Here is a 24,467-nt window from a genome sequence, read left to right as displayed (position 1 = left end):
GCTTCACCCCGACGACGGGGGCCGCCGACAGGCCCCCCGCCCGCCGTGCCGGCGAAGCGCCGCACACCCACGGAGCGAACACGTGAAGGCACTCGTCCTGTCCGGAGGAGCGGGAACCCGGCTGCGCCCGATCACCCACACCTCGGCCAAACAGATGGTCCCCGTCGCGAACAAACCCGTCCTCTTCTACGGCCTGGAGGCCATCGCCGACGCCGGCATCGAAGAGGTCGGCATCATCGTGGGCGAGACCGCCCAGGAGATCATGGACGCGGTGGGGGACGGCTCGAAGATGGGGCTGCGCGTCACCTACATCCCGCAGGAAGAACCGCTGGGCCTGGCCCACGCGGTGCTGATAGCACGGGACTTCCTCGGCGACGACGACTTCGTGATGTACCTCGGGGACAACTTCATCCTCGGCGGCATCACCGGCCTCGTCGAGGAGTTCCGCCAAGAACGCCCGGACGCCCAGATCCTGCTCACCCAGGTCCCCGACCCGCGGGCCTTCGGCGTCGCCGAACTCGACGCGTCCGGCCAGGTGATCGGCCTGGAGGAGAAACCGACCCACCCCAAGAGCGACCTCGCCCTCGTCGGCGTCTACCTCTTCACACCCGCCGTCCACGAGGCAGTACGCGCCATCAAGCCGTCCTGGCGGGACGAACTCGAGATCACCCACGCCATCGAATGGCTGATCAGACAGGGCAAGAGCGTCCGCTCCACCAGGATCACCGGCTACTGGAAGGACACCGGGGGAGTCGAGGACATGCTCGAGGCCAACCGGACCGTCCTGGAGACCCTGACCACCAAGATCGAAGGCGACGTGGACGACGCCAGCGAGATCATCGGACGGGTGAAGATCTCCGAAGGCGCCGTCGTGCGCAGATCACGCATCGTGGGGCCCGCCGTCATCGGAGCGGACACCTCGATCACCGACTCCTACGTCGGCCCCTTCACCGCGATATCCGACAACTGCCGCGTGGAGGACAGCGAGATCGAGTTCTCGATCATCCTCGGCGACTCGTCCATCACCGGCGTGCGCCGGCTGGAGTCCTCCCTCGTGGGACGCAACGTCCAGGTCACCCCCGCACCCCGGACCCGTGCGGCACACCGTCTGATCCTCGGCGACAACAGCAAGGTGCAGATCTCCTCATGACGAACAGGATCCTGGTAACCGGAGGAGCCGGCTTCATCGGCTCGCACTACGTCCGCACACTGCTCGGCGCCCACGGCCCCGGCGACCTCAGCATCACCGTCCTGGACAAACTCACCTACGCAGGCAACCCGGCCAACCTCGACGCCGTACGCGACAGCGCCGGCCTCACCTTCGAACACGGCGACATCTGCGACGCCGCACTCGTGGACCGACTGGCCGCACAGCACGACCAGATCGTCCACTTCGCGGCCGAGACCCACGTGGACCGCTCGATCACCGGCGCCGACCCCTTCGTGCAGACGAACGCCGTGGGCACGCAGGTCCTCCTCGACGCGGCCCTGCGCCACGGCCTTAACACCTTCGTCCACATCTCCACCGACGAGGTGTACGGCTCCGTCGACCACGCCTGCCCCGAGACGGACCCGCTGCACCCCAGCTCCCCGTACGCGGCGTCCAAGGCCGCCGCCGACCTGCTCGTCCTCTCCTACCACCGCACCCACGGCCTGGACACACGCGTCCTGCGCTGCACGAACAACTTCGGACACCACCAGTTCCCGGAGAAGGTCATCCCGCTGTTCATCACCAACCTGCTCCAAGGCCGCAAGGTGCCGCTGTACGGCGACGGCCTGAACGTCCGGGAATGGCTGCACATCGACGACCACGTACGCGGCATCGAACTGGTGCGCACCCAAGGACGGGCCGGCGAGATCTACAACATCGGCGGAGGCACGGAGCTGACGAACCGGGAGCTGACACAGCGCCTCCTCGACGCCTGCGGCACCGGCTGGGAGGCGGTCGACTTCGTACCCGACCGCAAGGGCCACGACCGGCGCTACTCCGTCGACTTCACGAAGATACACACCGAGCTCGGCTACCGGCCCTCGAAGGACTTCGACACGGCCCTGGCCGAGACGGTCGCCTGGTACCGCGACAACCGCGCCTGGTGGGAGCCGCTGCGCGCACACGACCTGGCCGTCGCCTGACTCGAACCGCACGAAGGAGCACACCGTGGACAGCCCGAGCCGGACACGCGACCACAGCGGTGCCGGGATACGCCAGGGGGACACCGGGGACGGGCACGGCCGGTCCGCCGCGCGGACGGACGCCCCCGCCGCGCGGACAAACACCCCCGCCGCGCGGACGGACACACCCGTGGCACGGGACGGCGACGCCACAGGCCCCGGCCCCGGGGCCCGCCGGGGCTTTCTCACCCTGCTCGGCGTCGACCTGTGGGAACGCTTCAGCTTCTTCGGCATGGCGGCGATCCTCGTCCTCTACCTCACCGCCGCCCCCGCCGACGGCGGCCTGGGCATGTCGCAGCAGACGGCCACCGCGCTCTTCGCGACCTACATGTCCCTGAACTTCATGGCCGGCCTGCCCGGAGGCTGGCTCGCGGACCGCGTCCTCGGAGCCCGCCGGGCCGTACTGGCGGGCGGCACGCTCATCGCCTGCGGCCACGCCGTCCTCGCGATCCCGGCCGTCCCCGCCCTGTACACCGGCCTCGCCCTCGTCGTCGCCGGCACCGGCCTGGTCAAGCCGTCCCTGGCCGCCATGGTGTCCGCGGTCAGCGGCACGGCCAAACGGGAGGAGGCCTTCTCCCGCTTCTACATGTGCATCCAGGTCTCCGCCCTGCTCGCCCCCATCGTCACCGGACTCCTCGCCGAAAAGGTCACCTGGCACCTGGGCTTCGCCGCGGCCGCCTTCGGCATGGCGGCGGGCCTCGCCCAGTTCCGCGTCGGCCTGTGCGCCCTCGACGGCATCGGCAGCGCCCCCACCCGCCCCCTGACCCGCACCGAGACCCGTACCGCCGCGCGGCGCGCCACGGCCGTCGCCGCCGCCGGCACCGCCGCCGCGGCCGCCGTCGTCCTCGGCGTGCTGCCGCTGCTCGCGGTGCTGGCCCTGCTCGGCCTGGCCACCGTGTGCCTGCCGTTCCTCTACCTGCGCGCCCTGAGCCGCCGCACCGCCGTCGAACCCCACCGGATGGCCGCCTTCACCGCGGTCATGGCCGCCTCGGCGGCCTTCTGGATGATCTTCGCGCAGAGCGGTTCCGCCCTGGCGCTCTTCGCCGCGCACCACACCGACCGCGATGTTCTCGGCTTCACGGTCCCCGCGAGCTGGCTGCAGTGCGTGCACCCCCTGTTCATCCTGCTCCTGGCCCCCTTCGCCGGCCGGCTGAACGCGACGACGACCACCAAGTTCGCCGGAGCCCTGACCGCGGCGGGGCTGAGCTTCATCGTCATGACGGCGGCCGCGCTCCTGGCCCGTACCGGCGACGTCTCGATGGCCTGGCTGATCGCCGTCTACCTGCTGTACTCCCTGGGCGAGGTCGTGCTCGCCCCGGCCGGCCTGGCCCTGGCCGCCGCGGTCGCCCCGCCCGGCTACCTCAACCGGTTCCTGGCGCTGAACGGCATGTTCGCCGCCGTCGGGGTCGTCCTCGGCGGACAGCTCTTCCGCCTGACCGCCGTCCTGCCCCTGCCCGCCTACTTCCTCGCCCTGGCCGGCATCGCCCTGGCAGCCGGCACGGCCGTGGCCACCACCGCCCCCCGCCTGCGCCTCCACCTTGCTCTCGGGTAGGGCGTCCGGTCCTTCAGGGCCGGGGTGAATGCCCGCTCCCGCGAAGCGGGGCAGGGGAAGCCGAATCGCCTCCAGGGCGGTTCGGCGTCTCGGGCGAGACGGTGGTGAGGCCGGACGGCATGCAGCACCTGAACGGCCGGGCCCGGTGGGATGCCGGCCGTGTGTGTGATGGCGTGCTGGAGCATCTGCGCGACGAGGATGCGATGCGGTGCCTCTGTCACGGTGACGGCCCACGAGTGCGCCACCGCCCTTCGCTCCGCGTTTCCCGGCGAGTTGCCATGGACGGGGACGCGGCGGGGTGGGAATTGCTCGGCAGCGTGATGCGGGGTCTGACGGGGGCGGTCATCGTGTATTCGGGGTGCGGGGGTGGGCGAACCGGTAACCTTCCGGCCCTGTACGGCGTTTGGCGTCTTGGTGCCACGAGGCGCGTGCGCCGAGAGTGGTGCCTGCAACGGGTACAATCAATGGTGCCAAAACCGGCAAATCGGTCTTCTATTGTCAGGTGGCCGATGCGCGGTGCTGCACGGCCGCCGTTGAGAGTTAGGCACGTGCATGGGTCCGTCGTGGTCGTGGCGTAAATCCTCTTTCAGCGACATGCAGGGGGATGAGTGTGTGGAGGTGGCGTGGACGGGGAGCAACGTCCTCGTGCGCGACACCAAGGACACCTTCGGGCGGAGGCTGGCGTTCTCGGACCGGTCGTGGGAACTGTTCTTGATGGCTCGACGTGATGGCCGCCGCCCTTCCACCGAGGGGTGATCGGCCGGTGATGTTGCCGCGGGCGTCAGGTCAGGTGCCGGCACCCGCGGCGGGTGGAGTGTCGCGGTCAGCGAGGTGGGTGGGCGAGTCGTCCGGCAAGGGAGAGGCCTGCGGTGGCGACGGCTCCCGAGGCGGTGATGCCGGTTTCGTCTGGCGCGAGGATCAGTAGGGCGACAGCCAGAACCATGGATGCCATCGCGATCGTGATGGCTGCGACGGTGTGAGGTCGCGGCTTGGGAATGGTGCGGTGCCGGCTCGTTGGCTTCTGCTCCGGTGCGCGGTCGTTGTCGGACAAGGCTGTACTCCAGATGGCCCGGGACTTCGTGAAGTTCAGTTCACCGCTTGCAGACGGTGAACTGTCTGCGAAGCCCATGCCCTCTTCGAATCTTGATCATCCGTGTGCCGACGGCCGCCCGAACAGGAATGAACACGTCCATCCCATCTTCTGACGGGAGTACATGTTTTTCCCGGTGCACTCCTGATGGCCGCATCGCGGGCAGCTGTATAGCAGATTGATGGTTTATGGAGCTGCCGCGCCGAGCACACCTTCTACGGACGGTTCGCCGTCCGGCTAACGATGGCACCGCCCACCAGGGACGATTGCCAACGCGCCGGTGATGCGCAACCGTGGTGCATACGCTGGTCTCCGGTGGCCCGGGCGATCAGCCCGGGGGCGCATTCCGTTGCAGCGGATCCGCTCCCCGCTGTGGCTTCGCTGAAGCGGAGCCACAGTCATGTCCGGCCACGGTCACCGTGAGCCCCCTCGTGCCTGCATGCGCCCCCAACGACTGCTGCGCACCGGGACGTGCACACCTCTGCGCCCCTGCCCCGAGCGGCCCGCGTAGCCGGGCGGTTCATCCACGGCCCGGCCTGATGCCGTCAGCCCTCCTGAGGCGGAGGCGGAGGCGTCGCGGGGGCGGGTGAGCGATGGCGTTCGTTGTCGATGTCCTCGGCCATCTGCAGCAGGACAGCCGGTACCCGCTCTCCCTTGATGGAACGTCCCTCCAACTCCCAAAACACCGCCAGGTGCCTGTCGAAGTCTTCCCGGGCTGTGCTGATGTCCGCGGGGGTGCGCAGGTTCTCCAGGTAGACGAAACACTGCAGGTCGTCCTCGAACTCGAAGAGAGTGAAGGGGCCTTGTGCGGCGGCGGTCCCACTGCTGAACGGGAAGATCATGATCTGTCGGCGAGGATGTGCCGCCAGCTCCGCGAGCCGGCGCAACTGGCGCCGCATCACGCTTGGCCCGCCCACCTGACGACGCAGCACTGCCTCGTCCAGGATGAAGTAGGTCTCGCCATCGTCGCGATCCAGTACTTCCTGACGCTGCAGACGCCCTTCGAGCAGACGCTGCATCTGAGGCGCGGAGAACTTGTTCGAACTGTAGGCACGGATCATCTCCGTGGCGTACTCCTCTGTCTGGAGCAGGCCCGGAACGACCAGCGGCTGGAACGCGCGCGTCACGAACGCGGCCGACTCCATGGCCAGGAAATTCAGGAAATTCTGCCCGTAGATGTCGCGGTACTCCGCGAACGGCATCTTCCTGCTGCCACGCGCCAAGCCGAGGAGCCGCTCGACGACGTCAGGATCACTAATCTCGTAGAGACTCAGCAGCGGTCTGAGGTCATGAACCGAAATTCCCACCTCACCTGCTTCGATGCGCAGCAACTTACTCGGCGACCACTCCATTTGTGCAGCCGCCTGACGCTGCGTCAGCCTGGCCCTGTTGCGAGCCTTACGCAACTCGATGCGCAACTGAAGTCGCTGAAGCGCGGGATTTCCCGGACGGGGTGTCACCATGCCTCGTCCCCCTTCCTGCTGCATCGCTGATTGTGGCATCACCAACGGGGAAATACCCGACTGCCACCGAGCATAAAGCTGGCTGTCTCAGACGAAATCTCACCATCCCCTTTGCTGTCGCGGTGCATCTGACGCCTCATCGGCACACATCTATGGACGACATCAGCGTTACCTGGGACGCCTGCGTGCCCCGATCCGCTTCCTGCGCGATCCGAACCTCCTCGCACACAGGCTCGAACGGAGACTTGGCGCTCCCTGCCGCACCTGCTATCAGCAGCGGGACTGTAAGACGTTCGGCCCTGTCTCACTTTCGGTGGTCGCTCAGGGTGACTGTTATCCGAGGAGGATGCGGTGGCGGAGCAGAGCGAAGCCTGCTCGTCCGTGCATCTGGCGCGCGATGCGCTTGGTCTTGGTGTTGACACCCTCGGTGGGGCCGTTGCTGTACGGAAGCGTGAGAGCTGCGTCCACGGCCTCGCGATCTCGTTCCAGACCTCGGGCGAAGGCATGCAGGTGGGGCAGGTCGGCGTCGCGGACCCGGGCTGCCCAGCGCGTGAGCGCGTCGGCGTTTTCGGTGTGAGGCGACAGGAGCGGGGCGAAGTCCCGCATACCTGTGGCCAGTTGGGTCATCTCGGTGTAGGCGGCAGTGAGTTTGGCCAGAAGCTCGTGGTGCTCGGCCTTGAGGTTGTCGGGCCTGGTCAGCAGCATCCGGGCGAGTCTGCGCGGGGAGATGTGACTGCGGTCGGCGTCTGCGCGGCCCTGGTTGATGTACTTGTGTAGGAGGTTGAGACAGCCGGTGAAGCCGAGAGCCTTGATCTCCTCGAAGAGGTGCTGGACGGGGACGGCGGGGTTCTCGGCCCAGCGTCTGCGCAGGTGCTCGCGGTAGGGGTCGACGAGGCTCGCGCGGTATTTGGGACGCGGAGCATGCGCTCGGGCCGGTCGGCTCGCGCGTAGCGTTTGACGGTGTTCAGGGCGAGTTGCAGGCGGCGGGCACATTCGAGCAGGCCCACACCCTTCTCGAGCAGGCCGTGCACCTGGTGCCAGCGTTCCAGGGTAGTCCGGGCACGGGGCCCGTCGTAGATCGGCGCGTCCAGCACTGCGGCCCAGCAGGTGCTGTGTGCCTTCACCTCGCTGAGGGCGGCTTCACACAGGTTGTGCCACAAGTGCCACCGGTCGGCGACCTGCACCGCGTCGGGCAGCGCGCGGCGGATGGCCTCGGCGTATGTGGTCGAGCCGTCGCGGCACACGGCCTCGATGCCCGGATGCCCGCGCAGCCACGCTTCCAGCGTGCCGGCTGTGCGGTCGGGCAGTACGTCGATCCGCTCATGGGTCTCGGCGCCGATCACCACGGTGGCATAGCGGTGCCGTCGGCGCAGGGCGAAGTCGTCGACACCGATCACACGGGGCACCCGCCCGGCGGGCAACGGAATGCGCACCAGGACGCGCAGGGCCGTGTGACGGGACAGGCCCACCGCGAGTATCGCCAACAAACGCGCAGCTGCCCGGCCCGCTAACTCCTTGACCACGGCCTTGACCTGCCTGGTCAGACGGGCCGTACGTCGCTGGTACCGCTCCAGCACCCCGGGCACCTGCTCGCGGAAGGTGTGCCGACAGCCGCGCGTGGGACACACCAGACGCCGCACCCGCACACGAACCATCACCCGGCGCCCGTCGACCGGAACGTCGGCCACCGTCCGCTAGTGATAGCCGTGCACCCGTCCCGACGAGGCACCACACACCGGACAGACCGCGGTCTCCCACGGCGTCCGGGCCCAGGGTCTGATCAAGTTCCGTAGGTGTCCGGATCCTTGGTGATGGCTCTCTGGCCACACCTCCGTGAAAGATCGTGCCCCGAGCTGCGATCGGTCCGGTCCAAACCAATGTCACGTCAGCCGCAGCAACGAGCCCGATGACCTGCTGACCACCCAGGCCTGCGACCTCGATCTGAAGATCCCCAAGGTGAGGACCGGTTCGTTGTTTTCGTCGGCGACAGCGGCTTCTCCCTCCCCGTTTCCTTCGGCCACCCGTTAATCGGCGGAAGGGGGGTCGGACGCGGGTGGCATCGGGAACTTTCGGTCGGAGGCAGCTTCCAGGGAGGGGCCAACGTGTGCCGCGTGACGGCGTGCCACACGCGTGCGTGCGAGCGGCGCCCGGTGACCCGGCGGTACGGGCCCCGGGCCAGCGGCAGCTGTGACCACTGCGGGCAGCGCGTCCCGGCAGCAAGTTGTGGGTCACTGCCCCCGTGGGTCGCTGCGCTGGGCATCGGGTGCGGACAGAACGGCCACCGCCTCCGCCAAGGCGACGCGCACGGGCTCTTCCATGATCCAAGAGTGTGGCCCGGGTGCTCGCACCGCGGGATGAACCGTTTTGGGATCGGCCGTCAGTGGTCTGCCAGGTCGTTCACCGTTTTTCCTGCGGTCTTTGTGGCATGGTCGATGACGTTTCCGTTCGAGCAGTTGTTGGTGTGGTCGCCGATGTAGTCGCCCAGTACGGGTACGACCGCGACTTCCTGCAGGCATACCGCAGCTGCGGTGAAGTTCCAGTTATTGGCAGCGTTCACACCGCTGCCGAAGTTGCTGTCGTTGTCGGCGAAGGTGGGGGAGGCTCCCGCCGCAGCGGTGGCGGCCACAGCCGCGGCTACCAAGACCCCGTGCGTGATCATCTTTCTCATGTCCGGGCCAACGACTGTCCGCCGGGCAAGGCACGCTCCTGTACTCCGCTCGGCCCACTCCCGCTCGTCCCGGCGGCGCGGTCTTCGCGACCACCGCCCGCACTGATGGTGCAGGCGAACCAGTCCGCTTACTGGACCCCAGCCTCTGACACGAACCGGGCTTCGGCGAGGTTGCAGGACGACCTTGATGACCGTGCCTGCATACCCGCCATGACGGATGAGCCTGGTCCCGCACCATCACGATGGTGATGCGGGCTCGCGCGCATACGTGCCGCTCGGTGCTGTACCCCGCGCGGCGCTTCCTGCCCATGACGTACTTCCGCCTGCCGTGCGCTGCGACGCCGCGTGCCCCGGGGCTGGACACGCTTGAGGGGCCGGCACATCGTGCCGGCCCCTCAAGCATCAGTAGCGGGGACAGGATTTGAACCTGCGACCTCTGGGTTATGAGCCCAGCGAGCTACCGAGCTGCTCCACCCCGCGTCGGTTGCTCCACCCTACGTCAACTGTGCCGATACCAAGACCATGATCGACAGCCTGCTCCGAGGGGCGCCGGCGAACGCGGGTGTGGCTGCACCGGATGACGGGTTCGCTGCGGAGGCCAACCGCTTCGGCCGCTAGACGGCGTTGTGCACAGCCCGGCCCGAACCCCGGACGAGGGCCGCGGTCGGCCAGGAGCACGAGGTTGCGACAAGGGTTGCGCCTATCTGTTGCGCGGCCCGCAGGACCATCCCCGAGTCTGTACAGGTCACCACGCTGTTTTGTCGTGGTCGGCCTGCTGGTATCCCCGTTGCGGCTGCTCTGCCCATGTCCTTTGGCTGGAGTGGAGGAGGAAGGAACGGGCGGGATGGGCGGTACGGCCGCGGCCGCGGATCGGGGCGTGCTCAGCCGGTTGCGCGTCGGCCTGGGCCGCCGCGCCTCGCCGCCGTCGGCCCGGCGGCGGGGCCGGGACGGAAGTCGCCGGTGCCCCCGTGCTGTCCTTCCGGTGCTGAGCCCCACCAAGGGGTGAGGCGGGAGAGTCCTGCCGGATGGAGGTACCGCTGTGATCGTTCGACTCGTGGGTGGCCCGCTCGCCGGTCGCGTGCTGGAGACCACCGACGCCCCGTGGGCCGGAGGCTGGCTCACGGCCGGTGACGCCGACTGGGGCCTGTACGTCCCCGTGCACCGCGATCCGGCGACCGGCATCGTCCTGGCGGAGGCCCGAGTCACCATCTCGCGCTGCCGGTAGCCGGCCCTTGGGCATCCGCTGCAACACCCGAGCTGTTTTGCATTCCTGACCTGCGGTAACGCGGCCGGATACCCATCCGGGACCGCTGTTGCACCACCGTGTTGCAGCGGCCTCAGAAGGCTTCCGGCGCTCGTTCGGCGTGCCCGGTCAACCGGCGATCTCGAGCTCACCGCCTGGCCCCTGCGGCCATCACCGGCGAGGGCTGACGGCCAGCCGCTCCTGTCAGCTTGTCGGTGCGGGCGGTTAGCCTGCTGGTATGTCAGAGCGTGTCATCTCGGATTGCCCGGGCGGCCTGATCTCTTTGGGCGCTGCGGACGCTCTGTGGGCCGGCTTGACGACCGACAGTGCTGTGCCAAGGACTTCTGCGGCGTTCACCTGTTCTCCTGCCCATGCCCAGGCGGGGTACGTCCTGCTCGGTGGCCGTGTGGTGGCGACGGTGAAGGCAGGCGACGGCCAGTGGAGTGTTCCGGAGACTGAGGTGCGCCGGGCGGCACGGGAACTGAACGCGGTCGAGATGGACTGCCAGGACCTGGTCCGCATCGGTCCGTTCCGTGGCGCGCCGAAGAAGGAGTGCATCGAGGGAACCCTGCTGCGGTGGCGTCAGCGCATCACCTGGGACCTGCAGGAGCTGGGCAGCCCCGAGCGGGCAGCACGGCGTGAAGGCGCTGGGCCGTGCCATCTGGCGGGGATCGACTGGCGGCGGATACTCGTGGAGCAGACCCGGGACCGGACGGAGCGGACGTGGTGGCTGCCGCGCGCCGTGGTGAGACTGCTGGACGCGGCCGAGCATGCCGAAACGCGGTGGCTGCAGGCCGCGCGGCCCCGCCAGACAACCACTGCCGTCACCGTGCCGCCCTCCCACGACCAGCAAGTCCGAGCCACCGACGGCCAGACAAGCCCCGACGGCCCAACTGCCCCACTGCGCCCGTACAACGGGGAACTGCAAGGCCAGCTGTACTCGGTACTGAGCAGGAAGCCGGGCACCTCGCGCAAGGTGGCTGGGTGGACTTGCGCCATCTGCCGCACCGCACCCGCCGCCGTACTCGACCACTGCCATGAACACGACTACGTCCGCGCCCCCGTCTGCCACTCCTGCAACGCGCAAGAACGCCCCGACCACCTGTACAGCAACGACATCCGCGTGGCCAACCGCTACACACGCCTCTTTGACACCCACGCCGCCGACTGGCTCCGCCACTGGCACCGCTGCCCCGGCTGCCGCACCCGCACCACCCTGCCCCTGCCGCACCTCGCCGCATGGACCGCCCACGTAGCCTGCCGATCGCTGCGCCCGACCCACCGCGATGCCCGCGGCTCCCGTGCGCGCAAACCCTGCGGTGTACTGCGCGTGTCCTGGACGGGCAGCCAGAACGCGCCCCGTTCCTGCCTGCTCACTGTCACCGTCGACTTCTGCCCTTCCGGCGAGCACCGTGTCCTGGCGCAAGTGCCCTACCGCGAAGCCGCCAAGCAGTTCCACACCTGGCTGGCCGAGACGGCCCCCGCGGTGGCCGCCGCGGCCGGACCCGACCGCCTGGACGACCTCCCCACCCGGTCCCGACCAGTCATCGTGGACACCAGCAGTGAGGGCCTGGCACTGTTCTGATTGACATCCTCCCCGCCCTAAAGGACGGGGATTCCCGTCTGGCTGCCGGTGGTGACCGGCTGGGCCTTTGGGTGGGTTCCCCGTTCAACGGGCCGTGCCTGGCGTGGGATTTCCACCCCAGGACTGACCGGCCCTCCAGGGGCGTTTAGCCTCTCCGCCTGCCCGGCGGCGAGGATCACTCGCGACGCGTTGAGGTCGCGATCATGTTCGGTACCGCAGCCCTCGCACCGCCAGATACGCACGTGCAGCGGCTTCTTCCCGTCCACGACCCAGCAGACCGAGCATGTCCGGGAGGAGGGCAGCCAGCGGGAGACGATGCCGACATGCCGGCCGTAGCGGGCCGCCTTCTCCTCCAGCACGTGGCGGAACATGCCCCATGCGGCGTCGTGCACAGACTTGGCGAGGCGAGTGCGGGCCAGGCCGGAGACCGCCAGGTCTTCGAGGTAGACCGCTTGGTTGTCGCGGACCAGCCTCGAAGCGTTCTGGTGACACCAGTCCCTGCGCGCATCGGCCACCCGGGCGTGCGCACGGGCGACCTTCAGCCGGGCCTTGGCCCGGTTCTTTGACCCCTTCGCCTTGCGGCTCAACGCCTGCTGCGCCTTCCTCAGCCGACGCTCGGCACGCCGCAGGAAGCGGGGGTTGTCGATCACCCGCCCGTCGGACAGAACGGCGATGGGGGTCCCCCCGGACAGAGTCTGGGGGAGCATCAGCCCCAGATCGATACCGACCTCGGCATCCACGGGCGGCAGCGTTTCGGGCTCGACGTCCACCACGAAGCTTGCGAAGTACCGGCCCGAAGCGTCCTTGACCACAGTCACCGACGACGGAGCGGAAGGCAGCTCCCGGGACCAGCGGACCCGGACGTCCCCGATCTTCGCGAGGTTCAACCGCCCATTGTCCCGCAGCCGGAACCCGTTCCTGGAGAAACGGACGGCCTGCCGGCTGTCCTTCTTCGACTTGAACACCGGAAGCCCCATACGGCGCCCCCGCCGCTTCCCCGACACCGACGCGAAGAAGTTCGCGTACGCCGTATCGAGATCACGAAGAGAGGACTGCAAGGCGTCCACCGACACCTCGGCGAGCCAAGCCCGCTCGGGCGTCTTCTTCGCGTCGGTGATCACCCGCTTCGCCAGAGCACCCGTCGCGATCCGCGACCTGTCCGCCTGGTACGCGGCCTTCCTCGCGGCCAGCGCATCGTTGTAGACCACCCGGGCACAGCCGAACGTACGGGCTAGCGCGATGCGCTGACCCGGCGTCGGCTCGAGCCGGAAGGAGTACCGCAGATGCACGGGACCAACCTAACGGCCGCCACTGACAACGCCGGTCCGCCCAGGGGCGAACCGGCTTTCCCTGCCCTGCTCCGCAGGAGCTTCGTTTCCTCCCCGGCCTGAAGGCCGGGGTATCCACGAAGGAGACCTGATGAACAGCACCAGATCCGACACCCACGTCAACCCCCACCCGCCCGAACTCGGTTCGCAGCCCACCCGGACGCCCAGGACGGAGCGGGTGGCAATGTCACCCCTTCGCCGCCCGGGCGCCATCGGCTGCGACCGACTGCGTGGCGACTTTTCGGGCGGCTGCTGCCTGCCGTGCCCGGCTTCGAGCGGCCCCGGCAGGCGAAGGATCCGTAGCTTCCCGACGTCCTGAAGTGGCCCGGGGACTGGCTTGTGCTGGGACCAGACGCGGCGCGGTCAGCTCCGTGTGGTTGAGAACGGCATGGCGTCGGCCCATTCCCAGAAGGCGCCTGCCTCGTCGACTTCCCGTTGCAGCAGGGCGAACAACGGGCTCACGTCAGTGCCGGGAGGGATGTCGAGGGCAACGAACTGCTCCCCGAGCCATTCGCTGAGCAGCCCGGATTCCTTGATCGAGTCCTTGATGAGGCCGATGCTGCGGCCAAGACGTTCGGCGTCCGGGCTCGGCCTGAGCAGCGTGCGCAGGACGCGGTGTCCGCTCGGCTGGGCGACGTCGACCACACGAGCTGCCGGTGACAGACGGACCCGGTCCCCGAGAGCGAGGCCGTAGGTCATGAAGGGGATGCAGGCCACCGCGTATGTGCCGTCCTCCTCGGGCAGGAGACACAGCTGCTCGATCTTTCCGTCGAGGTCGAAGGGCGCCAGATCGGCCTGGGCGATGTAGTTGCTCTCGGCCCGCCCGACCGGGTCTTCGTGCACGATGTACCGCATCTCTGCCCCCTGTGCCTGCTCGTCTCGGCGAAGATCGTCCCATGGTCTCAGCCAGGCCATTTCGTTTAGATCATCGGATCGTTGGTCCGGATGTGCCGTCAACTGACGCGCAGTGGGCGCGGATCGAGCCGTTGCTCCCGGACCGGACGCCGGTGCGGGATCGCCGGACGGTGATCGACGCGATCGCCTTCAAGTTCCAGACCGGACCCCAGTGGGTGCACCTGCCGGAGAAGTACGGCAACTGGCGAGGCGTCTGTAACCGCCTGCGAATATGGGCCATCGACGGCGCCCGGGAGAGTGTCTTCACCGCGCTGATGGCCCAGGCCGACGCCCACGAGGACCTCGACTGGACGGTCTCGGTGGACTCCACGACCGTGCGGGCCCACCAGCATGCGGCCGGGGCCCGCAAGAAGGGGTCCTTGCCGGCGAACCCGACGACCACGCCATCGGCCGCTCCCGCGGCGGACTGACCACCGAGATCCACCTCGCTGCCGATGCCCGCTGCCGGCCCCCGGCGTTCGTCCTCACCGCCGGACAGGCGGGCGACGCACCGGCCTTCACCGATGTCATGGCCTGCCTGCGGGTTCCCCGACGACGCGGTCGGCCGCGTACCAAGCCGGACGTGGTCCTGGCCGACAAGGCCCATTCCTCCCGCGCGATCCGCGAACACCTGCGCCGGCGCGGCATCCGTGCCGTGATCCCCGTCCCCGCCGACCAGCACGGCCACCGGCTGCGGCGCGGCAGCCGAGGCGGCAGACCACCAGCCTTCGACCGCGAGGCCCACAAGCAGCGCAGCACCGTCGAACGGTGCATCAACCGCCTCAAGCAATGGCGAGGCATCGCCACCCGTTGCGAGAAGACAGCCACCATCTGCCTGGCCGGACTCCACATCGCCGGCATCTTCCTCTGGTCCGCATGATGATCCAAACGAAACCGCCCGGTCCTGTCCTCGCCGTCCGTACGGTGACGCCTGGGTCGAGTGCGATCCGCCTGGGCGGTCGGGTGCCTGCTGAGCGGTGAGGCTGCTCGCAGGTTGCGTCGGAATCCTTTGACGCGTCGGAAAGTTCCGACGTATTGTTGGGGCATGCCGACCGACGTATTCGGCGTGCTGGCCAACCCGGTACGCCGCAAACTGCTCGAAACGCTGCGTGACGGCCCTCGCTCCACAGGTGAGCTGGCCGGACTGTTCGAGCTGGGCAGACCCGCGGTCTCCGAGCACCTGGCCGTACTCCGTACCGCCGGACTGGTGAGAGAAGAGCCTCGCGGCCGGCACCGCTTCTACCACCTCGAAGCGGCACGGCTGGCCGAAGTGGGCGAGTGGCTGCACCCGTTCGAGCACTACTGGAACCAGCGCCTGAACGCGCTGGCCGATCTCCTGGACGAGGAAGAGACGACATGACCGACGACAACACCATCACGTGCGAGAAGTTCCTTCCCCACCCGCCTGCGGCAGTCTGGAAGGCCCTGACCGACCCCGACCTGCACGCCCGCTGGTGGGCCAAGGGCGACATCAAACCCATCGTCGGGCACCGCTTCACCCTCGACATGGGCAACTTCGGCCAGCAACCCTGCGAAGTGACCGAAGTCGACGACGAGCGCCTGCTCGCCTACCGCTTCGCCGAGGGCTCGCTGGACACCACCATCACCTGGACCCTCCGGCCTGAGAACGCAGGCACCCGTCTGACCCTCGTCCACGCGGGGTTCGACCTCGACTCCCCAATGGGCCGCCAGGCCCACGAAGGCATGGGCAAGGGCTGGCCTCACGTCCTGGACAACCTCGCCACCCTCCTCGGGAAGGGCGCTGATACTCCAGCCATAGGCCGTGATCTTGTTGGTGAGTGAGCGGTGAGCGCCGCAGTTGGCTTGAGCGGGCGTGGTCACGTATGAGGATGATGTCTGACCTTCCGGCGCCGGAGCCTGAAAGCGATCATGGAGGCGAGAGTGACGGCCAGGCTCGCGCCGACGACCGCGTTGTCCGCCTTCGGCGCCAGGCCCGTGCAGTGCCAGATCAAGGCTCCGATGAGCGTGATGCCTCCCGCGAAGAAGCCGAAGGCCGTGGCCACCAGCAGACGCGCGCCCCGATCCAGTGGGGTCTTGGCCGTGACGATCGGTTCCGACGTCTGCTGCAGGGTGATGTAGTCACCCCTGTTGGCGCTGACGGCATCGAGTGCCTTGGATGCGTCGCCCCCTGGAGAACAGATGAAGCAGACCGTCCTGCCCTCTTCGACCAGGACAGTGAGGGGCCGGCTGGTACACCAGTCGATCTTCAGCCGGAGTCGATGCTCTCCGGGCGGCATCTCGAAGCGGAGCGTCTGCCCTCGCCGGATGCTGCCCACTTGGGCGGCATCGATGAGCACGGCATAGCCGCGTAGCGCGTCGCGATAGCTGCTCTGCGCCCGTGACAGCACGACAGTTCCGTGCCCGAGCGAGGCCGCCGCGGACGGGGTGCCCACGCCGTCGGGCTCGGTGGCCTCGGCCGGCGCGCTGGGTTCATGGGCGGATGCGGATCTTTCCTCGTCGTTCGTCGTCGCCCCCTTCACACGGCTACCGCGTGTTCCGTGAGCCCACTCACGCGTCAACTGCCGCGAAACACCCGGCTGTTCAATCACTGGGCTGATACGGAACGGCTGCAGCCGCCGGTGATCATCGGTGTGTGAAGACTGAAGACCCCGCGGTGGCCGCCGGGAGCAGCGTAGTGCCTGCGCACTGGCAGGCCATGTTCGAGGGTCTGCTGGGCCGGATCGCGGCCCGGTTCGCCCGGGTTGAACCCCGGCGTCGGACACGGCAGTTGGTGCTCGGGCTGCTGGCGGACCTGGAGCGTCCCGTTTCCTGGACATCTTGTATATAGGCTATGTAGAGTACGAGTATGGGTAGTCCGCGTATGACCCTGCAGACCCAACTGGTGCTGCGGGCTTTGCTGGAGGATCCCGCCAAGCAGCGGTACGGCCTGGAGCTGTGCGAGCTGGCGGGACTGCCGTCGGGCACGATCTATCCGATCCTGGCCCGGCTGGAACAGGCTGGCTGGGTGGACAGTACCTGGGAGGACCCGGCCGTCCACGAGGAAGCCGGCCGACCGCGCCGCCGCTTCTACCGGATCACCAAGGACGGCGCCGAACAGGCTCGCCTGGCCCTCGCGCGTGCCTACCGCGCCCGCAAGCAGCCGCTGCCTGGCTGGGCGGCCACGCATCCGGTCGGCGAGGGGGGAGTGTCATGAAGGCGCGGCGCCGGTTAGCCACCCGGCCGGGTGGGCGCCAGGTCAACGGCCCGTCCCTCGAAGGTCTGTTGGGAGTCGTGTGTGCGCACCATCCCGATGCCGACGTCGAACTCATCGAGTTCGCCCATGGCGAGGCCGCCCGCTGGCACGCAGGACAGACCCGCCACAGCGGTGACCCGTACCTGACTCACTGCCTCGCTGTCGCCGCCATCGTCGCCGACGTCGGCATGCCGCCGGCGGCGGTCTGCGCTGCCCTGCTGCACGACGTCGAGGACACATCCTGCCCGCCGGGCCGCGTGGCCGAGCACTTCGGCCCGGACGTCGCCCAGCTGGTGTCCGACGTCCGCACGGTCGAGCTCCGTGCGATCTTGCCGAACAATCTCCACCCCGGCGTCTCGCGGTCGCCGCATGAAGAGGCGGTGCTGGCCATTCGTCTCGCCGACCGGCTTCACAACATGCGCACCATCGAGTTCGTCGCCCCCGGCAAGCAGCACGGCAAAGCCCGCGAGACCATCGACGTCTTCGCCCCCCTGGCCCGCGCGGCAGGCTTGGCCGAGGTCAGCCGTGAACTGCACGACCTCTCCGCAGCCGTGCTCCAACCGACACCCACCGCGTACGCCGTCACCACACGCCTGCTGGCCCTGCTCACGATGCTGCTGCCCGGTACACAACGAGTCCGATGGCGACAGGAATGGCAGGCCGAACTGGCCGTCCTGCCCACCCGCCGCACCCGTACCCGTTTCACCTTCCGGGTGCTTCTCGGCACCCCCCGCCTGTCCCTGACCCTGCGCCGCCCCGCCGGCCAGGAACCACGATGGTGAGCCGGACGGCCCGCATCGGCGGCCTGCTCGGGGCAGCGGCCACCTTCGGGACGGCCATCGTGGGCGCAGGAGCACCTGGCTGGGTGGTCGCGGGACTCACCGCGGGCGCGCTCGTCCTGCTCGTGCTCGTGCTGTTCCTCCCGAGCGAGACACCCGCCCGCCGCCTGGGCCAGCTCATCCAGGCTTGGCGAAACCCCGTCGGAGCCACCACCGGGTCAAGCCCCGGCCCACCCGCCGGCGTGCCGTCCCCGGCTGCCCGAAACGGCAGCGCCTGATCTCGCCGACAGGCGTCCCCAGCCGCCCGGGCCCTGGCCGGGCGGCGCCGTTACACCGGGGCCGGCCATGGCGGGGCTCCACATCACGGGCGTCCTTCCTCTGGCCCGCGCGCTGGTCCAACGCCCGCTGGGCAGGTCTGTCCCACGAGTGCCGCGTCCGGGGACGCGACGGCAGAGCGCATGCGGGAACCCTGTCAGCGGACGACGTCGAAGACGTTCTTCTGCAGACCGTTGGCGTAGACCTCGTGCTCGACGAGCTTGAGCTTCTGGGTCTCCTTGTCCGTGGCGCTGAAGAGCCGCTTGCCCGCTCCGAGCAGGAGCGGGAAGACGAGCAGGTGGTAACGGTCGATCAGGCCGGCGCCCGAAAGGGCCTGGCTCAGGGAGGCGCTGCCGTGGACGATGATCGGGCCGCCCTCGGTGTCCTTCAGCGCGGCGACGTCGTCGAGCGAGCGCAGGATCCTCGTCTCGCCCCAGTTCGACACCAGGTCGTCCTCGGTGAGGGTGCCGGAGACGACATACTTCGGCATCACCTTGTAGTCGGCGAAGTCCTCCATGCCGGGCCACACCGGGCTGAACGCCTCGTAGCTGATCCGGCCCATCAACATCGCGGTGGCTTCCTTCTGCTCCCGGCCCTTGATCTCGTAAGCCTCGGGGAGGAAATCGATGTCCTTGAAGGTCCACCCGGCGTTCCGGTAACCGGGCTCGCCGCCCGGGGCCTCCACGACGCCGTCGAGCGAGACGAAAGCGGTGCTGATCAGGGTACGCATCTCTGGTTCCTCGGTGTCTCGTGTCCGGTTCTCAGCGGATTCGGTCGGTGCCCGCTGCGACCACACTCTCGGCCACAGCACACCAACCATGACCTCTGACTGCGGATCACGCAGAAACTCATCGGCCGTCGCCCGTCCCTCCCGGCGGCCCCTGCCACCCGGATCATCTCGGGGAGCTACACATGTGCCCGAACGATCCGAGCCGAGAACGCCTCGCAGTGATCCCCGCGAACTCACGCGCAGCCAGCCGTGCGGGAGTTGCCGCACTTCGGCGTCGGCCCGCACACCGCTCTCGTGCCGGGCGGGGGAGTTGCGGCACGTCCACAGCCACGGCACGTCGGCGGCCGCCAGACCGTAGCGGGCCGCGGCCCGGCGATCAGCGACGAGGTCAGCTCCCCGGCCGGCGGCACGGTCCGCAACGCACCTGCTTCCACGGCTCTCACCAACACCCCTCGCCTGCCCCTGACCAGAGCAATGTGGCACGCCCCGCGAGGCCGGCACGGCGGTTCGCCGGGAACCTCACCGCACGTCGCGCGCTGTCCCCGCGTGCAGGCCCGCCGGAGCCGCCCGTCGTGTGCCGGTGCGCCGGCCCCGCGGCAGGGAGGTAGCGCGCCCGGTGCCGCGTTCCGCTTCCGTGCGGCCCCAAGCTCCGTCCACGCCTCGTACGACAGGCGGCGACCCGCTGGAGTGGCGGGGCTGGGAGTTGTCGTCGAAGTCGGCTCCGGCACGGACCTTGTGGATGCCCTCCGTTGGTGACTGCCTGGTCCATAAAGCCTCGTCATCTTTATTGACCGAGTGGTCCAGATCTACTTACAGTGGTCCGGCTGGTCAACAAAGCGGCTGATCTGCTGCTGGTTCCCCGTACACGGACGAATGGATCTGTCATGTCCAAGTGGAAGAAGCCCCTGAGCGCGGGCGCCGGCCTGCTGGCAACGCTCACCTTGTCATCGGTCATGGCGGGTCCCGCCTCGGCGGCCACCGAACCGCTCTCCCGGCCGCGGGTGCTGGTCAGTTACGACCTGGCGGCCGGCGAGCAGCCGGAGAACGTTCTGGTGGAGCCCAGCGGCGACCTGATCGTCGCGCTGTCCAGGGCCGGCAAGATCGAACGAGTCACCCCCAAGGGTGCCCGGCAGACCCTCGCCACGCTGCCGAAACCGGCCGACGGCGGGAAGAACGCACCGGTGCTGGGCTTCTCGCTCATCACGGGACTGGCTCGCACCCACGACGGCACCCTGTTCGTGGGCTATGTCACCGGCGACGCCGCGCTGACCGGGATCTGGCGCATCCAGCCGGGGCACAAGCCGCACCGCATCGCCGCGCTGCCCGCCACGAGCTTCCCCAACGGTATGGGGCTGGATGCGCGCACCGGCAAGCTCTACGTCGCCGACTCGGCGCTCGGCATCATCTGGCAGCTCCGGACGAGCGGCGGGCCGATCACCAAGTGGGTCGACAGCACCGAGCTCGACCGTGAGGACCTCCTCGGCGCGAATGGCCTGAAGGTGCACAACGGCGCGGTCTGGGTCTCCAACTCCGACAAGGGGACGCTGCTGCGTTACCCCCTCGGACACACCGGTCGGGCCGGTAAGCCGCAGGTCAAGATCAGCGGCCACGGCTTCATCGACGACTTCACGTTCATCGGCCGGGGTGACACCGTGCTGGCCGCCATGGATCCGCAGAACGAAGTAGCGCTGTTCCGGCCCGACGGGACGGCGACCACGGTGCTGACCGCCGCCGACGGTCTGCAGGGACCGACCTCCATCGCCGTCAGCCGCCACACGGTCTACGTCATGAGCGCCTCATTCGTCACCAACAAGGACCCCAACATCCTCGTCGCCGACCTCGATCGCGCCCGCTGACCGACAGCCCTGGCAATTCGACCGCCACTGTCGGATGACAGAGGCATGGGAGTCCCCTGCCGCATCGGCTCGCCAGCCGCGGCAACGACGCTGGCCCTGGCCGCTACGACCAGTGCCTCCTCGGCGCCCAGCGCGAAGGCCGACCACACCCCGGCGAAGGCACCGAGGCCGACGATCGTGCCGGTACATGGTGAGTTCGAGGACGCGTCCTCGTGGAGTTCCGCCACCGCACGTCTTCGGCGAGCCGGACGATCCGTGGTCGCGCCCGCCACTGCGCCTCGCGGTGTGGCCACCGGTATCAACGGGCCGAAGAGCCTCGTCGGTCATCCGTGCCGTGGCCAGTCAGCCGGCCGGGATCGTCCCTTACACCGAGGCGCTGCTCTCCACCGCGGCGTACATCCCGCAGTCGGGGGAGAGCTTCGGTCGGTCGACCGCGCAATTCCCCGGCCCGTTGCTGGGCCCGGACACCCTCGACATCGTCCCGGACGGCACCGGCGCTGACATGTACGTCAAGCAGGACAGCTTCCGAGCCGTCTTCATCGCTGACCGTGCCCAGGCGGACGCGGCTGCCGGCGCCGGACGGTGACCTCGACTGCCGGCTTCGTGAGCAGCCTCACCCCCCACCGTTTCAGCTGCTCACGAAGCCGGCCCCAGCCCGTCTCACCGCGATGCCAACGCCCTTGGGGCCCGACCCACTTCCGATTCGTACGTCACGCCGGCGGCGTGAGCTCACCCTGAAGGACGATCATGACCAGTTTGCTGAACGAAGCGGTCGAGGCCCACGGCGGCCTGGCGCGCTGGAACGCAATCACCGGCCTCGAGGCCGAACTGTCGATCACAGGAGCGATCTGGCACGTCAAGAGCAAGCCGGACTTCTTCAAGAACGTGACCCTGCACGCGGCGACCCAAAAGCAGCACGTGGTGCTGTCACCAGTGGGCGCCAGCGGACGTCACACCGTCTTCCAGGACGACACCCTGGCTCTGAAGACGGCAGCGGGTGAGGTCCTGGAACGCCGGAAGAACCCGGAGTCATCGTACGTCGGCCAGACCTTGCAGACCCCGTGGGACGACCTCCACGGCGCCTTCTTCGCCACGAGCGCACTCTGGACCTACTTCACCGCACCCTTCCTGTACACCTATCCCGGATTTCAGACGGAAGAGGTGGAGCCACGTCACGAAAACGGTGAAGTCTGGCGAGGGCTGCAGGTCACCTTCCCCGAACATGTGCACAGCCACACCCGTCACTAGACCTCGTACTTCGGCCCGGACGGTCTTCTGCGCCGCCACGACTACACAGTCGACCTGCTGGGCGGCGCCACCGGAGCCAACTACGCACTCGACTTCCAGGACTTCAACGGCATCAAGGTGCCCACCAAGCGGCGCATATGGGCGTATGACGAGAATCGCGACAAGGTGCCCGAGCCGCTCCTGGTGGCTGTCGATGTGCTCTCGCTCCGGTTCACCTGAGCCACCGCAGGCGGCATGCTGATCAACGACCAGGCCCCGGACGTCGCGACAGCGAAGATGAGGAACGCCATGATCCACGGCTATCCGCAGACGCCCGGTGCCCTAGGGCCCGGTCACGTACCACTTGGTGCGGACTGGGGCACGTCGGCCGGTCGCTGCTGCGCCCAATGGGAGCCTTCGGCAAAGTGACCGAACTGGACTGCCAGTATCTGCCTGTCCGGCCGAGATTCGCGGTGCTGCAGGAGTCCGACATCCTCGATGCCGGCAGCATGGTGAGCGGCGACGTGAGGAAGGCGCAACCGTGTGGTGTCCACCGGTTCGCTGCTCCTGAACTCGGCGGCAGGAGATTCTCCGGTCGCCTGAGGACGGGCTGCGCGCTCAGGCCGCAGGCCTGGGCAGAAGATCAAGCGTTGTACGAACAGTCGTGTTCAGCGTGGTCTCGTCCATACCCGCGACAGCGAAGGCGTTTATACCCCTGAGGACGCTGAACAGTACCCAGCCCAGCGCGTCAGGATCCGCCTGAGCATCGATCTCGCCGACCCGTTGGGCGTCTCGGACTGCCTGAGACAGCGCACCGGCGATGTCGGCGAAGGCCGAGCGTGCCACCGCCGCCACTGCCTCCTCGCTGGCGGCCAGATCGGCTGTTCCTTTCGACATGAAACAGCCTCGGCGCTCGGGACTGGTGGCGAAGGTGTGCGCCAGCGACAGCATGTACTGCTCAATCCGGTGCAGCGGGCTCGCCGAGGCGTCGACGACGTCTGCCGGGGGGTTCAGCTCCGCCCGGGCCGCAGAGACGATCTCGGTGCAGTAGTCCGCGAAGATCTGCACGTACAGATTCATCTTGTTGCCGAAGGCTTTGTAGATGCTGCCTTTGCCCAGACCTGTGGCGTCCATCAGATCGTAGGTGGAAGTCCCGTGGAAGCCACTGGACCAGAAGTGCTCGCGCATGGTGCGCAGCGCGGTGGTTTCGTCGAACGTTCGTGGCCTGCCCATACGGCAGATGCTACTCGTTGGGGACCGCCTGGTCCATAAATCTTGAGCGGTGGCTCCCGGCTGTTGACCAGCCGGCGTCTTGACCGCTCACCTTCATCCCCTTGGCCATGGGCTTGCAGGGGTCCAGCCGGCTGGGTCTCGCGGAGGGCGTTGTGCCAGTGCGGGACACAACGCCTGCCGCTCCGGCGGTGACCTCATGAGCCCGCGCCGCAAGGGTGGGGCCCGTCCGGGCGGTGGGAACGGTTACCTGATCGGCTTCATCATCTCGGAGCGGATCCGCAGGGTGGTCCTGGCGGCGGTCTTGAGGTCGATGTTCATCGTGGTGGCGTAGGTCAGGTCCGCCACCCGGGCCCAGGTGTTGCCGTCGGCCCAGGCGCAGACCGGGTAGGCGAGCGTGGCCCGGTTGGCCCAGGTCCGTTTCGCCACCTCGCAGTCGACCCTGATGCGGGAGCCGGAGGGGGTGACCTCCTTCGGCGGCACGAGTACCTTCGCCCGGGTGGTGCTGGCGCTGTTGCCGGCTTCCAGCGGAGTTTGTCCGTCACCCAGTCCGCGGCGTACTTGCACCGGTCCGCCGGTACGGGCAGCCAGTCGGCCGGGTCCTTGTCGGCCTTGGACCAGTTGGAGCTGCCGGACACCGCGATCAGGCTGTTCGGCGCTCCCTGGTCGTTGGCGTACGCCTCACGCCGCGCCGCCGTCCAGAGCGCTGCCCCGGAGTCCCAGGCTTCGGCGAGGGGGACCATGTGGTCGACATCGAGGGAAGACGCCGAGGTGATCCACACCTGGTCGTACTCCGACCACCACCGGCCGCCCGTCAGCGCGCACTGCGCTCCGACTGTGAGGTCTCACCATTGTTGCGGTGACTGCGTTCTGTTGAACTGCGGTGATGCAAGTCGATTGCGACGGATTTCTGACCCTGTGCGAGCCGATTGACCTGCGGTCCTGCAGGTTGGGTGAGACTGCTGCAGATGCAGTGAGAACACCTACGGTGGCGACGCTGGGGGGAGTGTCCGACATGTTGATCATGGCTGCAGCTCGGGAACGCTTCCAATGTCACCCCTTCGCTGCCCGAGCGCCATCGGCTGCGACCGACTGCGTGGCGACTTTTCGGGCGGCTGCTG

General features: G+C 68.4%; 24 protein-coding genes, 1 tRNA gene and 2 pseudogenes. 15 read left to right on the top strand and 12 right to left on the bottom strand.

Annotated elements, in window-relative coordinates; translation table 11 throughout:
- Positions 1-82: 82 nt before the first annotated feature.
- The 4 genes from ACH4S8_RS40770 (at position 83) to ACH4S8_RS40755 (ending at position 4,480) form a co-directional block, all read left to right on the top strand.
- Complete coding sequence (locus tag ACH4S8_RS40770; protein WP_398403600.1) at positions 83-1,150, top strand: glucose-1-phosphate thymidylyltransferase; 1,068 nt, start codon at positions 83-85, stop codon at positions 1,148-1,150.
- On the top strand, positions 1,147-2,133 hold the full coding sequence (gene rfbB, locus ACH4S8_RS40765; RefSeq protein ID WP_398403598.1) for a dTDP-glucose 4,6-dehydratase: 987 nt from the start codon (positions 1,147-1,149) through the stop codon (positions 2,131-2,133). The genes ACH4S8_RS40770 and rfbB overlap by 4 nt, the downstream gene beginning before the upstream one ends.
- A 25-nt stretch (positions 2,134-2,158) precedes the next feature.
- Complete coding sequence (locus ACH4S8_RS40760) at positions 2,159-3,724, top strand: peptide MFS transporter (RefSeq protein ID WP_398403596.1); 1,566 nt, start codon at positions 2,159-2,161, stop codon at positions 3,722-3,724.
- A 552-nt stretch (positions 3,725-4,276) separates the two neighbouring features.
- Positions 4,277-4,480, top strand: coding sequence for a DUF397 domain-containing protein (locus ACH4S8_RS40755; RefSeq protein ID WP_398403594.1), 204 nt, complete (start codon positions 4,277-4,279; stop codon positions 4,478-4,480).
- Between the two features lie 67 nt (positions 4,481-4,547).
- Here ACH4S8_RS40755 and ACH4S8_RS40750 read toward each other — a convergent pair whose 3' ends face one another.
- The 5 genes and pseudogenes from ACH4S8_RS40750 to ACH4S8_RS40730 form a co-directional block, all read right to left on the bottom strand.
- Entirely contained in the window at positions 4,548-4,853 is a 306-nt protein-coding gene (locus tag ACH4S8_RS40750; RefSeq protein ID WP_398403592.1) for a hypothetical protein, read from the bottom strand.
- A 506-nt stretch (positions 4,854-5,359) separates the two neighbouring features.
- Complete coding sequence (locus ACH4S8_RS40745) at positions 5,360-6,277, bottom strand: helix-turn-helix domain-containing protein (RefSeq protein WP_398403590.1); 918 nt, start codon at positions 6,275-6,277, stop codon at positions 5,360-5,362.
- Between the two features lie 333 nt (positions 6,278-6,610).
- A pseudogene (locus tag ACH4S8_RS40740) lies at positions 6,611-8,106 on the bottom strand (ISL3 family transposase).
- A gap of 548 nt (positions 8,107-8,654) precedes the next feature.
- Positions 8,655-8,945, bottom strand: coding sequence for a hypothetical protein (locus tag ACH4S8_RS40735; RefSeq protein WP_398403588.1), 291 nt, complete (start codon positions 8,943-8,945; stop codon positions 8,655-8,657).
- A 406-nt stretch (positions 8,946-9,351) separates the two neighbouring features.
- Positions 9,352-9,425: transfer RNA gene (locus tag ACH4S8_RS40730), tRNA-Met, on the bottom strand.
- A 559-nt stretch (positions 9,426-9,984) separates the two neighbouring features.
- Here ACH4S8_RS40730 and ACH4S8_RS40725 point away from each other — a divergent pair.
- Together ACH4S8_RS40725 and ACH4S8_RS40720 are read left to right on the top strand one after the other, a co-directional pair.
- The gene (locus ACH4S8_RS40725) at positions 9,985-10,170 is read left to right on the top strand and encodes a hypothetical protein (protein WP_398403586.1); all 186 of its coding nucleotides are present in this window, start codon (positions 9,985-9,987) and stop codon (positions 10,168-10,170) included.
- Positions 10,171-10,426: 256 nt separating this feature from the next.
- Positions 10,427-11,773: an endonuclease domain-containing protein gene (locus tag ACH4S8_RS40720; RefSeq protein ID WP_398403584.1), complete on the top strand. Its 1,347-nt coding sequence runs from the start codon at positions 10,427-10,429 to the stop codon at positions 11,771-11,773.
- A gap of 17 nt (positions 11,774-11,790) precedes the next feature.
- Here ACH4S8_RS40720 and ACH4S8_RS40715 read toward each other — a convergent pair whose 3' ends face one another.
- A complete protein-coding gene (locus ACH4S8_RS40715) occupies positions 11,791-13,062 on the bottom strand; it encodes an RNA-guided endonuclease InsQ/TnpB family protein (protein WP_398403582.1) in 1,272 nt (423 codons plus the stop codon).
- 402 nt (positions 13,063-13,464) lie between these two features.
- The gene (locus tag ACH4S8_RS40710; RefSeq protein ID WP_398403580.1) at positions 13,465-13,956 is read right to left on the bottom strand and encodes a DUF4265 domain-containing protein; all 492 of its coding nucleotides are present in this window, start codon (positions 13,954-13,956) and stop codon (positions 13,465-13,467) included.
- 41 nt (positions 13,957-13,997) lie between these two features.
- Between ACH4S8_RS40710 and ACH4S8_RS40705 the strand changes: the two genes are divergently transcribed.
- The 3 genes from ACH4S8_RS40705 to ACH4S8_RS40695 all read left to right on the top strand — a co-directional run bounded on the left by ACH4S8_RS40705 (position 13,998) and on the right by ACH4S8_RS40695 (position 15,798).
- A protein-coding gene (locus ACH4S8_RS40705) for an IS5 family transposase (protein ID WP_398403578.1) occupies positions 13,998-14,875 on the top strand; the annotation gives its coding sequence in 2 pieces (ribosomal slippage) (positions 13,998-14,376 and positions 14,376-14,875; 879 coding nt in all).
- 165 nt (positions 14,876-15,040) lie between these two features.
- Positions 15,041-15,355, top strand: a complete 315-nt coding sequence (locus ACH4S8_RS40700) for an ArsR/SmtB family transcription factor (protein WP_398403577.1) — start codon at positions 15,041-15,043, stop codon at positions 15,353-15,355.
- Positions 15,352-15,798 (top strand): SRPBCC domain-containing protein, encoded by a 447-nt coding sequence (locus tag ACH4S8_RS40695; protein ID WP_398403575.1) that lies wholly within the window; start codon positions 15,352-15,354, stop codon positions 15,796-15,798. The genes ACH4S8_RS40700 and ACH4S8_RS40695 overlap by 4 nt, the downstream gene beginning before the upstream one ends.
- A gap of 35 nt (positions 15,799-15,833) precedes the next feature.
- Here the strand turns inward: ACH4S8_RS40695 and ACH4S8_RS40690 are convergent, their stop codons facing one another.
- Positions 15,834-16,496, bottom strand: coding sequence for a hypothetical protein (locus tag ACH4S8_RS40690; RefSeq protein WP_398403573.1), 663 nt, complete (start codon positions 16,494-16,496; stop codon positions 15,834-15,836).
- A 326-nt stretch (positions 16,497-16,822) separates the two neighbouring features.
- Between ACH4S8_RS40690 and ACH4S8_RS40685 the strand changes: the two genes are divergently transcribed.
- The 3 genes from ACH4S8_RS40685 to ACH4S8_RS40675 all read left to right on the top strand — a co-directional run bounded on the left by ACH4S8_RS40685 (position 16,823) and on the right by ACH4S8_RS40675 (position 18,266).
- Positions 16,823-17,170: a PadR family transcriptional regulator gene (locus ACH4S8_RS40685; protein WP_398403571.1), complete on the top strand. Its 348-nt coding sequence runs from the start codon at positions 16,823-16,825 to the stop codon at positions 17,168-17,170.
- Between the two features lie 77 nt (positions 17,171-17,247).
- Positions 17,248-17,991 (top strand): HD domain-containing protein, encoded by a 744-nt coding sequence (locus tag ACH4S8_RS40680; RefSeq protein ID WP_398403569.1) that lies wholly within the window; start codon positions 17,248-17,250, stop codon positions 17,989-17,991.
- Positions 17,985-18,266 (top strand): hypothetical protein, encoded by a 282-nt coding sequence (locus ACH4S8_RS40675; RefSeq protein WP_398403567.1) that lies wholly within the window; start codon positions 17,985-17,987, stop codon positions 18,264-18,266. The genes ACH4S8_RS40680 and ACH4S8_RS40675 overlap by 7 nt, the downstream gene beginning before the upstream one ends.
- A 194-nt stretch (positions 18,267-18,460) precedes the next feature.
- Here the strand turns inward: ACH4S8_RS40675 and ACH4S8_RS40670 are convergent, their stop codons facing one another.
- Complete coding sequence (locus tag ACH4S8_RS40670) at positions 18,461-19,033, bottom strand: dihydrofolate reductase family protein (protein ID WP_398403565.1); 573 nt, start codon at positions 19,031-19,033, stop codon at positions 18,461-18,463.
- Between the two features lie 884 nt (positions 19,034-19,917).
- Between ACH4S8_RS40670 and ACH4S8_RS40665 the strand changes: the two genes are divergently transcribed.
- The 3 genes from ACH4S8_RS40665 to ACH4S8_RS40655 all read left to right on the top strand — a co-directional run bounded on the left by ACH4S8_RS40665 (position 19,918) and on the right by ACH4S8_RS40655 (position 22,137).
- Complete coding sequence (locus ACH4S8_RS40665; protein WP_398403563.1) at positions 19,918-20,889, top strand: SMP-30/gluconolactonase/LRE family protein; 972 nt, start codon at positions 19,918-19,920, stop codon at positions 20,887-20,889.
- A 334-nt stretch (positions 20,890-21,223) separates the two neighbouring features.
- Positions 21,224-21,475: a hypothetical protein gene (locus tag ACH4S8_RS40660; protein WP_398403561.1), complete on the top strand. Its 252-nt coding sequence runs from the start codon at positions 21,224-21,226 to the stop codon at positions 21,473-21,475.
- Between the two features lie 161 nt (positions 21,476-21,636).
- Positions 21,637-22,137, top strand: a complete 501-nt coding sequence (locus ACH4S8_RS40655) for a hypothetical protein (protein WP_398403559.1) — start codon at positions 21,637-21,639, stop codon at positions 22,135-22,137.
- A 597-nt stretch (positions 22,138-22,734) separates the two neighbouring features.
- Here ACH4S8_RS40655 and ACH4S8_RS40650 read toward each other — a convergent pair.
- The 3 genes and pseudogenes from ACH4S8_RS40650 to ACH4S8_RS40640 all read right to left on the bottom strand — a co-directional run.
- Complete coding sequence (locus ACH4S8_RS40650) at positions 22,735-23,349, bottom strand: TetR/AcrR family transcriptional regulator (protein ID WP_398403557.1); 615 nt, start codon at positions 23,347-23,349, stop codon at positions 22,735-22,737.
- Between the two features lie 243 nt (positions 23,350-23,592).
- Positions 23,593-23,913: a hypothetical protein gene (locus ACH4S8_RS40645; protein WP_398403555.1), complete on the bottom strand. Its 321-nt coding sequence runs from the start codon at positions 23,911-23,913 to the stop codon at positions 23,593-23,595.
- Positions 23,871-24,182 (bottom strand): annotated as a pseudogene (locus ACH4S8_RS40640) (DUF1524 domain-containing protein); the annotation flags it as partial. The pseudogene ACH4S8_RS40640 and the gene ACH4S8_RS40645, both read right to left, overlap by 43 nt.
- Between the last annotated feature and the right edge of the window lie 285 nt (positions 24,183-24,467).

This window comes from Streptomyces sp. NPDC021080, assembly GCF_044333225.1.
Classification (GTDB): domain Bacteria; phylum Actinomycetota; class Actinomycetes; order Streptomycetales; family Streptomycetaceae; genus Streptomyces.
The sequence above is the reverse complement of the archived record's forward strand: the minus strand, read 5'-3'. Positions and strand labels throughout refer to the sequence as shown.

Bases quoted from the DNA above. Each gene is read 5' to 3' on its own strand.
- rfbB (WP_398403598.1), top strand. From the start codon at position 1,147: ATGACGAACAGGATCCTGGTAACCGGAGGAGCCGGCTTCATCGGCTCG.
- ACH4S8_RS40755 (WP_398403594.1), top strand. From the start codon at position 4,277: ATGGGTCCGTCGTGGTCGTGGCGTAAATCCTCTTTCAGCGACATGCAG.
- ACH4S8_RS40750 (WP_398403592.1), bottom strand. From the start codon at position 4,853: ATGGGCTTCGCAGACAGTTCACCGTCTGCAAGCGGTGAACTGAACTTC.
- ACH4S8_RS40745 (WP_398403590.1), bottom strand. From the start codon at position 6,277: ATGGTGACACCCCGTCCGGGAAATCCCGCGCTTCAGCGACTTCAGTTG.
- ACH4S8_RS40735 (WP_398403588.1), bottom strand. From the start codon at position 8,945: ATGAGAAAGATGATCACGCACGGGGTCTTGGTAGCCGCGGCTGTGGCC.
- ACH4S8_RS40720 (WP_398403584.1), top strand. From the start codon at position 10,427: ATGTCAGAGCGTGTCATCTCGGATTGCCCGGGCGGCCTGATCTCTTTG.
- ACH4S8_RS40710 (WP_398403580.1), bottom strand. From the start codon at position 13,956: ATGCGGTACATCGTGCACGAAGACCCGGTCGGGCGGGCCGAGAGCAAC.
- ACH4S8_RS40700 (WP_398403577.1), top strand. From the start codon at position 15,041: ATGCCGACCGACGTATTCGGCGTGCTGGCCAACCCGGTACGCCGCAAA.
- ACH4S8_RS40695 (WP_398403575.1), top strand. From the start codon at position 15,352: ATGACCGACGACAACACCATCACGTGCGAGAAGTTCCTTCCCCACCCG.
- ACH4S8_RS40685 (WP_398403571.1), top strand. From the start codon at position 16,823: ATGGGTAGTCCGCGTATGACCCTGCAGACCCAACTGGTGCTGCGGGCT.
- ACH4S8_RS40675 (WP_398403567.1), top strand. From the start codon at position 17,985: ATGGTGAGCCGGACGGCCCGCATCGGCGGCCTGCTCGGGGCAGCGGCC.
- ACH4S8_RS40670 (WP_398403565.1), bottom strand. From the start codon at position 19,033: ATGCGTACCCTGATCAGCACCGCTTTCGTCTCGCTCGACGGCGTCGTG.
- ACH4S8_RS40665 (WP_398403563.1), top strand. From the start codon at position 19,918: ATGTCCAAGTGGAAGAAGCCCCTGAGCGCGGGCGCCGGCCTGCTGGCA.
- ACH4S8_RS40655 (WP_398403559.1), top strand. From the start codon at position 21,637: ATGACCAGTTTGCTGAACGAAGCGGTCGAGGCCCACGGCGGCCTGGCG.
- ACH4S8_RS40650 (WP_398403557.1), bottom strand. From the start codon at position 23,349: ATGGGCAGGCCACGAACGTTCGACGAAACCACCGCGCTGCGCACCATG.